2 protein-coding genes are annotated in these 2,191 nt (G+C 43.3%); both read right to left on the bottom strand.

All coding sequences use genetic code 11. The features are described 5' to 3' along the window. Window positions 1-854 (bottom strand): DEAD/DEAH box helicase (locus tag WMO25_RS17375; RefSeq protein WP_349086441.1); only part of this gene is annotated, 854 nt, incomplete at its 3' end. A 235-nt stretch (window positions 855-1,089) separates the two neighbouring features. Continuing rightward, on the bottom strand, window positions 1,090-2,191 hold a 1,102-nt coding region (locus WMO25_RS17370), incomplete at its 5' end, for a butyryl-CoA:acetate CoA-transferase (protein ID WP_349086439.1).

The following is a 2,191-nucleotide window of genomic DNA, read 5'->3' as shown; positions in this document are numbered from 1 at the left end:
ACACGGTCGCGCTGCTGCTGTTTCATATCACCGTGAAGTCCTTCTGCAAAATAACCTCTGCCCTTTAAACCTTCCACCAATTCATCAACCTGTCTCTTTGTATTACAGAATACAACAGAAAGGGCTGGATTGTAAATATCTAAAAGTCTTGAAAGGACTTCTTCCTTATTCTTCGGACGCACTTCATAATAATACTGCTCAATATTGGCAACCGTCAGTTCCCTCTTTACAACCTTGACAATCTTGGCATTCTTCTGGTAGGTTCTTGCAATCTCCATGATCGGCTGCGGCATTGTTGCTGAGAAAAGCAGTGTCTGGCGCTCTTCAGGTGTCTGTGAAAGGATTGTCTCAATATCTTCGCGAAATCCCATATTCAGCATTTCATCTGCTTCATCAAGAACAACAATCTTCAGATCATCCAACTTAATCGTATGGCGTCTCATATGGTCCATGACACGTCCCGGCGTACCGATCAGCACCTGAACACCTGTCTTCAGAGAGCGGATCTGCTTCACAATATCCTGTCCGCCATAAATCGGCAGTACCTTAATACCATGCATAAACTTCGCCAGTTTACGGATCTCATCTGCTGACTGAATGGCCAACTCTCTTGTCGGGCAAAGGACAATCGCCTGCACATGCTTATTATTCGGGTCCACCTTCTGAAGCATCGGAATACCGAAGGATGCCGTCTTACCTGTACCTGTCTGTGCCTGTCCGATAATATCCTGCCCTGTCATAACTTCCGGAATCGCCTTGACCTGAATCGGTGTGGCCTCTTCAAAGCCCATCTCTGTCACAGCTCTTAAAATTCTCTCATCTACACCTAAATCTTCAAATCTTACTGGTTCCATTTTCAAACCTCCTGTATATGCACAAAAAAATAGCTTCAGAACCTTCTCAGATAGCACTACATGCTGTCATCGTTCTCAAGCATCTCTTTTGCAAAAATATCTATAAAACAATGCGTTACATTAAAACTATATCAATGATAGCAGAACAGAGATTATTTGTCAAATAAATTTTAAAGGCTGCAGGGAATCTTCTGGTATCCTACAGCCTTTATTGAAAAATGAGGTATTTATTGAACTAGCGAATCTTGTTGGTACGTCTCCAGATATGCATCTTCTCAGCTTCTGCAATCAGTTCATCTCTAAACTGCGGATGTGCAATACTGATCAGTGCTTCTGCTCTCTCCCATGTGGAAAGACCTTTCAGATTAACCTTGCCGTATTCTGTAACAACGTAATGTGTATTGGCACGGGTATCTGTAACAATAGAACCATTATGTAATGTCGGAAGAATTCGTGACTGAAGTTCTCCGTTTTTATTCATAAATGTAGAAGACAGGCAGATAAAGCTCTTACCACCTCTGGACTGATAAGCACCCATAACAAAATCTAACTGACCGCCGGCACCGCTGATCTGCTTTGTACCTGAGCTTTCTGAGCTGACCTGACCAAACAAGTCAATATCAACGGCATTATTAATAGAAATAAAATTGTCCAGTGCAGCTACAGACTGAATACAGTTCGTGTAATCTACAGGTGCAGACATACATTCCGGATTATTGTTCACATAATCATACAGCTTCTTTGTACCTGCTGCAAAAGCATATACCTGTCTGCCTCTGTCAATATTCTTGCGAGAACCATTGATCTTACCTGCCATAGCTATGTCCACAAATGCATCCACATACATCTCTGTATGAACGCCCAGATCACGAAGATCGGATTCTGCGATCATGGAACCTACTGCATTCGGCATACCACCGATACCAAGCTGGAGACAAGCACCATTTGGAATTTCTTCAACGATAAGTTTCGCAACGGCCTCATCAACCGCTGTTGCCTTGCTTGCACCCATCTCTGCAATCGGAGGATTGTCACCTTCTACAATATGTGTTACCTGAGAAATATGTATACCTTCATTGAAACCGCCCAGACATCTCGGCATGTTCTGGTTAACCTCTACAACGATAATCTGTGCTCGCTTACACATGCTGGCCATATGAGAAGCACTTGGTCCGAAGTTAAAGAAACCATGCTCATCCATTGGTGCCACCTGGAACATCGCCACATGGATCGGTTCGACATTCTCTGCATAATAACGCGGCAGTTCAGAATAACGAATAGGTGCATAAAAGGCAAATCCCTCATTCACTGCCTTACGTTCGATTCCGGACATATGC

Source organism: Coprococcus intestinihominis (assembly GCF_040096555.1).
Lineage (GTDB): Bacteria > Bacillota > Clostridia > Lachnospirales > Lachnospiraceae > Coprococcus_A > Coprococcus_A intestinihominis.
This window is presented reverse-complemented; position numbering and strand designations above follow the sequence as displayed.